Annotated in this window: 6 protein-coding genes; all 6 read right to left on the bottom strand. The window is 53.6% G+C overall.

From position 1 onward, the window contains the following. Positions 1 to 34: 34 nt before the first annotated feature. The 6 genes from ACO6VX_RS20610 to ACO6VX_RS20585 all read right to left on the bottom strand — a co-directional run bounded on the left by ACO6VX_RS20610 (position 35) and on the right by ACO6VX_RS20585 (position 6,500). Positions 35 to 637: a LysE family translocator gene (locus tag ACO6VX_RS20610; RefSeq protein ID WP_029519298.1), complete on the bottom strand. Its 603-nt coding sequence runs from the start codon at positions 635 to 637 to the stop codon at positions 35 to 37. Between the two features lie 338 nt (positions 638 to 975). Further along, positions 976 to 1,950 carry an ABC transporter ATP-binding protein gene (locus ACO6VX_RS20605; protein ID WP_033773706.1) on the bottom strand — a complete coding sequence of 325 codons (975 nt, stop codon included), beginning with the start codon at positions 1,948 to 1,950 and terminating at the stop codon, positions 976 to 978. Continuing rightward, entirely contained in the window at positions 1,947 to 2,927 is a 981-nt protein-coding gene (locus tag ACO6VX_RS20600; RefSeq protein WP_422431303.1) for an ABC transporter ATP-binding protein, read from the bottom strand. Before ACO6VX_RS20600 ends, ACO6VX_RS20605 begins: the two co-directional genes overlap by 4 nt. After that, on the bottom strand, positions 2,924 to 3,871 hold the full coding sequence (opp4C, locus tag ACO6VX_RS20595; RefSeq protein WP_033760940.1) for an oligopeptide ABC transporter permease: 948 nt from the start codon (positions 3,869 to 3,871) through the stop codon (positions 2,924 to 2,926). Before opp4C ends, ACO6VX_RS20600 begins: the two co-directional genes overlap by 4 nt. Then, the gene (locus ACO6VX_RS20590) at positions 3,871 to 4,830 is read right to left on the bottom strand and encodes an ABC transporter permease (protein ID WP_422431306.1); all 960 of its coding nucleotides are present in this window, start codon (positions 4,828 to 4,830) and stop codon (positions 3,871 to 3,873) included. Before ACO6VX_RS20590 ends, opp4C begins: the two co-directional genes overlap by 1 nt. 44 nt (positions 4,831 to 4,874) lie before the next feature. Further along, a complete protein-coding gene (locus ACO6VX_RS20585) occupies positions 4,875 to 6,500 on the bottom strand; it encodes an ABC transporter substrate-binding protein (RefSeq protein ID WP_422458288.1) in 1,626 nt (541 codons plus the stop codon). Positions 6,501 to 6,819: the final 319 nt, after the last annotated feature.

Here is a 6,819-nt window from a genome sequence, read left to right as displayed (position 1 = left end):
GCCAGAAGCGGACATTTTTGCTAAAGGTGATGAGTTACTGGGTCAGGCTGTGCAGAGTAAAAGCAATGAGCAACACCCCGCCGGCAATGTTGACGTATTTTTTGAGCATTAATGGATTTGTTTTTTTTACTGAAAATATAAGTGTTTGACTGACAGCGAAAAGCCAAACGCTCATGACCACGACATGTACTGTTGCCAATGTCAGATAGTTGTAGACGCCTCCCTGTATCCCTGCGAACTGCGAAACGACTGTCAGATAAAAAATGATGGCTTTAGGATTCAAAATATTAGCTATCCAGGCCTCTCTTAAAGTCACCGAATGTTTCGTAACAGCAAGCCCGCTGGCATTTGACCTTATCCCGCTGCGGATGAGCATTGCTCCTAACCAGAGCAGATAGGCGGTTCCGAAAACTTTCAACACCGCAAAAGTTGCTGGAGACGAGATGATCACAGCGGTTATACCTAGCCCTATGAGAACCGCATGTGTGTATATACCCAAGGCTGTTCCGGCAAGCGTTCTGAATAGTCCTTTGTAACCGCCAGCCAGAGCTCCATTCATAACAAGAGTGAAGCTTGCTCCGGGGGACAGTGCAACAGGGAGTAGTGCTGGCATAAAGCCATAAAGGTTTATTTCCATAGGTTTTGGATATTAATTGATGCTCTACTTGATTTCCATTAAGGCGCTTCGCCAGAAAGTGATATTTAAAGCAATTGGAATATATAAATCTTTGCCAAAAAAGGTCCGCTCTTCCCTCATAGCGGTCATCCGCGCTTTTCAGCGCGGCAGTTTTGTACCAGAAGCGGAACTTGCTTACATTGCTATGTCAGTTTGCTGGGAGCAGGTCAGATAGGGTTTTTATGACCTTTTCAGACAGGGTCGTATCAGGATTAATTTCTGATACTGACAGGCGTGGTTTTTTACATCATTGAACGTCAGACTCCATCAACCAGGGAGGATGAATCCTCTCTTTTTTATTACGTCAGCTGCACCCAGTGGCACGCCACCTGATGGCCGGGGCGCATTTCGCGAAGTTCCGGAATTTCTGTGCGGCAGCGTACTGTTGCCTGCGGGCAGCGAGAAGAGAAGCGACAGCCAGAGGGCGGGCGCGAAGGATCCGGAATTTCCCCCTGCACCACCGGCACGGATAAGCTTCCAGGGGCAAGCGTCGGCACCGCCGCCAGCAGCGCCTGGGTGTAGGGGTGAAGCGGCTGGCTGAACAGTGCATCGCGGCTGGCAGTTTCCACCAGTTTCCCCAGATACATAACTGCCACGTCATCACACAAATGCTCCACGACACCGAGATCGTGAGAGATGAACAGGAAGGTGACGCCATGGTCATCACGCAAATCGGAAAACAGGTTAATGATTTGCGCCTGAATAGAGACATCCAGCGCCGAGATGGGTTCGTCGGCAATAATAAAATCCGGGTTGAGAATCAGCGCTCTGGCGATGCCGATACGCTGGCGCTGGCCGCCGGAAAACTCATGGGGAAAGCGATTGTAATGCTGCGGCGCCAGTCCACAGATTTTCATTACCTCCAGCACTTTGTCGCGCAGTTCTTCTTTGCTGCACAGCGTGTGTTCCAGCATTGCTTCCCCAATTGCATCACCTATTCGAATGCGTGGATTCAGCGAGCTGTAAGGATCCTGAAATACCAACTGGATTTTCGGGCGCAGCGCGCGCATCTGTTTCGGCGTCAGATCCTGCAACTCCTGACCACGATACTTCACGCTACCTGCCGTTTTGTCATAAAGCCCCAGCAGCGTGCGTCCTACGGTGGTTTTACCGCTACCGGATTCGCCCACCAGTCCAAAAATAGTGCCAGGTCGAATGTTAAAACTGACGCCGTCCACAGCGCGTAGCTGTCCTGTTTCCTGACCAAAAAGCCCGTCGCGTAGCGAGAAATGCTTTTTCAACTCGTCCACTTCAATAACATATTGCTGGCTCATGCGATCGGCTCCGCTAACTCACTGTGAATACATGCGGCTTGCCGCGTATGCCCGATCAGCGGCGGAATGACCGCGTGGCACTGCGCGGTTCTGCGTTCGCAGCGATCATAGAACGCGCAGTACGGCGGCAGTTCGGCCAGGTCAGGCACCTGTCCGGGAATGGAGTAGAGGCGGCGTCGGCGCTCGCCCGGAACAGGGCGCGATGCGATAAGCCCTTTGGTATAAGGGTGCAGTGGGTTGTGTAGCACATCGGCAGTCGGGCCTTGCTCAACGATGCGCCCGGCGTACATCACCACGACATGTTCCGCCATCTGCGCGATAACCCCCAAATCGTGAGTGATCAGTATCAGCGCCATCTGCTGCGCCCGCGCCTGGTCGCGCAGTAAGCGCAGGATTTGCGCCTGCACGGTGACATCCAGCGCCGTGGTTGGCTCGTCGGCAATCAGCAGCTTCGGCTGGCAGCTTAACGCCATGGCAATCATGATGCGCTGCAACATGCCGCCGGAAAGCTGATGCGGATAGCAACCCATCAGACTCTCCGCACGCCCGAGTCCGACATCGGTGATCAGTTGCGTGGCGTGCGTCCAGGCCGCTTTTGGTGTTTCGCCGCGATGGCGTATCAGCGGTTCACAAAGCTGCTCGCCAATGGTCAGCACCGGATTGAGCGCTGTCATCGGCTCCTGAAAGATCATCGCTAATTGATTACCACGCAGATCGGCCATTTTCGACGGCTTCAGGGCAAGCAGATCGGTGCCCTCAAAGCGGATTTCTCCGCCGTCGATACGCGCAACCTGCGGCGGTAACAGTCCCATCAGCGACATGGCGGTAACGCTTTTGCCGCAGCCAGATTCACCAACAACGCCAATGGTTTGCCCTGCCTGAATGGTAAAGGAGACATCCTGTACAGCGCGCACACGCCCCTGCTCGCTGGCGAAGGAGATGGATAAGTTATTAAAGGTAATTAGCGGCTCGCTCATTTCAGGCTCCGTTTCATCTTCGGATCCAGCGCATCGCGCAGGCCATCGCCCAGCACATTAATGGCGATGACGGTCAGAAAAATGGCAATGCCCGGCGGCATCCACAGCCATGGGCGACGCTGAAAGTCGATCAGGCTGTTGGCCGCGTCCATCATATTGCCCCATGAGGGCGTTGGCGGTACGACGCCAAGGCCGAGGTAGCTAAGCGCGGATTCCATCAGGATGGCGTTGGCCACCGCCATGGTCGCCATCACCACCAGAATGGGTATGGTGTTCGGCAACAGATGACCGAACAGGCGGCGGCGCGAAGAGAGGCCCAGGACCTGCGTCGCCAGCATAAAATCACGTTCGCGCAGTGACAGGATTTGCCCGCGCACCAGCCGCGCCAGCTTCGGCCACTCCAGCAAGCTAAGCATCACTACTACCATGTAGATGCGCGAATCAGACGAAAAATCCAGCTCAGACAACATCGCTCCGGCAACAATCAGCAGCGGCAGGCTGGGGATCGTCATCACCAGATCCGCCATGCGCATAATCAGTTTGTCCGTCCAGCCGCCGGCATAGCCGGATACCGCACCCAGCAGGTAGCCCAGAGCCACCGAAAGTAGCATGGTCATCAGGCCAATAATCAGCGAGATACGACCGGCAAGCAGCAGGCGGGTATAAATATCGCGGCCAAGAAAATCGGTGCCCAGCCAGTGTTCTGCGCCAGGCGGTTTGTTGATCATCAGCGCATCGGTGGCGTCATCTTTCCACGGCGACCACACCGGGCCCAGCACGCACCAGATGGTCATGATTACCAGCAGAACCAGGCACAGCATCGACAGATGATTGTGGCGCAGCGCTTTCCACGCCTGGTGCCACGGAGAAGGTGTGGCCTGCGCCATCGCCGGAATTTCCGCCTTGCGTAAGCGGCGATTCGTAGAGAAAAGGGAACCGAACATCACGACCTCACGCGAATGCGCGGGTCGGCCCACGCGTACAATATATCGGCAATCAGGTTGCCCACAATGGTCAATACCGCAAGAAACAGGGTGAACCCCATCAGCACCGGATAATCGCGGGCGGCCAGAGAATCAATATGAATATGCCCTGCGCCCGGCCAGTTAAACACCTTTTCGGTGATGATCGCGCCGGAAAACAACCCCGGCAGCTCAAAACCTAACAGGGTGATGATTGGCAGCAACGCATTGCGCAGCGCGTGTTTAAGGATCACTGTACGTTCGCGCAACCCTTTAGCACGCGCGGTGCGGATAAAATCCATCTTGACTACGTCAAGCATGCTGGCACGGAAATAGCGCGTCAGGCTGCCCGCCTGCAACATCACCAGCGCCATGACCGGTAACACCAGATGCGCCGCAACCTGCATCACCCACACCCAGCCGTTATCGTTGCTGCCGGTGTTGGTCATGCCGCCCACTGGCAACCAGTGCAGATCGACTGCGAACCACTTAATAAGCAACAGGCAGAGAAAGAAGGTCGGGAAAGACATGGCAGCAAACACCGACACGCTCACCAGATGATCGAACAGCGAATTGGGTTTCAGCGCCGAGGCAATGCCCACCGCAAGCCCGATGCTCCAGTAAAACACCAGCGCAACGCTTGCCAGCAGGAAAGAGTTCCAGATGTACTGGTTAAGTAGCTGACTCACCGGAATTTGGTATTGCAGCGAGAACCCCAAATCGCCGCGCAGCAACTGGCCGAGCCAATGCAGATAGCGGGTAAGGATCGGTTGATCGAGTCCATAAATAGCTTTCAGTTCGGCGGCGCGGGCAGCGGTGAGGGTAATGTTACCGTCGATAAAGTCGCCTGGCGTTTTCGCGAAAAGCATAAAAATAATCAGTGATGCGAGCAGCAGCATTGGCAGGGTTTGCAGCAGTCGCCTGAGGATAAAATTTCGCATAGCTTTCTCATGACAACTGCCGGGAGACCCGGCAGTTGTTACTGTTATTTAATGATTTTCACATCCGGCAGGCTACCGGTCAGCCCGTTGTAGATATCTGGTTTAAAGCCGGTGACGCGGGCACTACTGGCCGATAAAATCTCGCGGTTACCCAGCAGAATCACCGGCGGATCGTCCGCCAGCACTTTATACAGCTGGTGATAAATTGGTTTGCGTTTTTCCACATCCAGCACAGCATTACCTTCGTTGATCAGCTTATCAACCTGCGGATTGTTATAGCCGGACTCTTTCGCTTCCGTGCTGTAGTAATCCCACACGCCATCATGTGGATCGTTGAGTGTGCTGGTGCTGAAAGAGGCCAGGTCATAGTTACCGGCTTTACGCTGTGCCATGAGGGCGTTGAAATCCACCACCTGAGGCTTCAACAGCACGCCAATCTGCTGCCAGTTCTCTTTGGCGATGGGGATCAGCGCATCATTCAGCACTTTCTTGCTCACCAGCAGCGTCAACTCCAGACGTTTACCGTCCTTCACGCGGATTCCATCAGGCCCCGGTTTCCAGCCCGCTTCATCAAGAAGTTTCTTCGCCTGTGCCGGGTCAAATTTGTATGGATTCACGCCATCTGTGTTATACGCCCATGAAATCGGGGCAATAGGTTCAATTGCCACTTTTCCATAGCCCTGATAAACCACATCAATCAACTTCTGGCGGTCAAGACCATAAATCAGCGCCTGTCGCACTTTCACGTCCTGCAACGCCGGGCGACGTACGTTGAATTCCACTTTGCTGTAGTCACTGGAGCCAAACAGGTTGATATTGGCGAAGCCCAGCATTTTCAGTTGTTCGATATCATCAGGGCGAGAAGTAAACGAGTCGTAATCGGTTTCGCCGGTCTGGAACAACTGGAAGTTAGTGGACGGGTTGGTTACGCGGTAGATAAAGCGCGGCGTCGGTGGTGTGCCACGGTAAAAATGGGTATTGGCGTGGAAACGAATCTCCTGGCCCGGAATATATTTGTCATAGACATACGGTCCGTTGCCCAGCGGTTTACCGTGCAACATGCGCAGATAGTCGAGATTGCCGCGCTGATACCCTTTCCCATAATACGCTTTCGACAACACCGGGCCGCCAATTTTCGCCAGCGTTGTCGCGCCAGGCTGCCCGGTGGTGACCTGTAATGTCAGCGGGTCGATCACTTTCAGGCCACTGACGCTATCAGCTTTTCCGGCTTTATACTCCGCGCCGCCCACAATGTTGGCGAGGGTGATGTCAGTATCGCCATCATATTTCGGGTCATGCAGCACGGTCAGGGTAAATGCCACATCTTCGGCGGTGAGGGGCGAGCCATCGCTGAAAGTCAGGTGTGGGCGCAGCTTAATGGTATAGACATTGTTATCCTGACTAACGCTCCAACTTTCGGCCAGGCCTGGCACCAGATTGCCGTGGCTATCCCAGTCAATCAGACGTGAGAAAATCACGTTGGTGACGTTTTCGTCCCAGCCGTTAACAAAGAAATAAGGGTTAAAAATACCCTGCGGTTCAGAGATACCTGCCACCACAGTGTCTTTACGCAGCTTAGCCACTGCCGGAATCTGGCTGGCATCGGTGGCTGGTGTAATGCCCTCTTTTAAGGGTACATCGGCGAAAGAGGCTGAAGAGAAAGCCACCATACTGCTGAGTAACGCGATTTTAAGCGCCAGAGTAAAACGCGTGGGTTTTGTTTTTATGCTTTTCAGTAGGATGGACAAAATGGCTCCCTCATCAAATGTTTGTATGGAATTTACAAATCATGACGAAAGATAAAAGCCGCACCGCCCCCTGTCTAACAACGAAACAATCTGGCTTATAGCAAATTATCATTAGTAGATTTATGAGAAAGCAATGCTTAATTTCATCTAAAGAAGATGAGACATTACGCGGGGCAGTCGAAGAGTTCTGATATCGTAAGGGGTTTGACAATCAATAATGTGAAAAACCACGCCAGTCAGT

It is taken from the genome of Pantoea sp. BJFS-204, assembly GCF_049310725.1.
In the GTDB taxonomy this organism is placed as follows: domain Bacteria; phylum Pseudomonadota; class Gammaproteobacteria; order Enterobacterales; family Enterobacteriaceae; genus Pantoea; species Pantoea agglomerans.
This window is presented reverse-complemented; position numbering and strand designations above follow the sequence as displayed.

Coding starts and splice junctions, on each gene's coding strand:
- ACO6VX_RS20585 (WP_422458288.1), bottom strand. CDS start 6,500: ATGGTGGCTTTCTCTTCAGCCTCTTTCGCCGATGTACCCTTAAAAGAG.
- ACO6VX_RS20610 (WP_029519298.1), bottom strand. CDS start 637: ATGGAAATAAACCTTTATGGCTTTATGCCAGCACTACTCCCTGTTGCA.
- ACO6VX_RS20605 (WP_033773706.1), bottom strand. CDS start 1,950: ATGAGCCAGCAATATGTTATTGAAGTGGACGAGTTGAAAAAGCATTTC.
- opp4C (WP_033760940.1), bottom strand. CDS start 3,871: ATGTTCGGTTCCCTTTTCTCTACGAATCGCCGCTTACGCAAGGCGGAA.
- ACO6VX_RS20600 (WP_422431303.1), bottom strand. CDS start 2,927: ATGAGCGAGCCGCTAATTACCTTTAATAACTTATCCATCTCCTTCGCC.
- ACO6VX_RS20590 (WP_422431306.1), bottom strand. CDS start 4,830: ATGCGAAATTTTATCCTCAGGCGACTGCTGCAAACCCTGCCAATGCTG.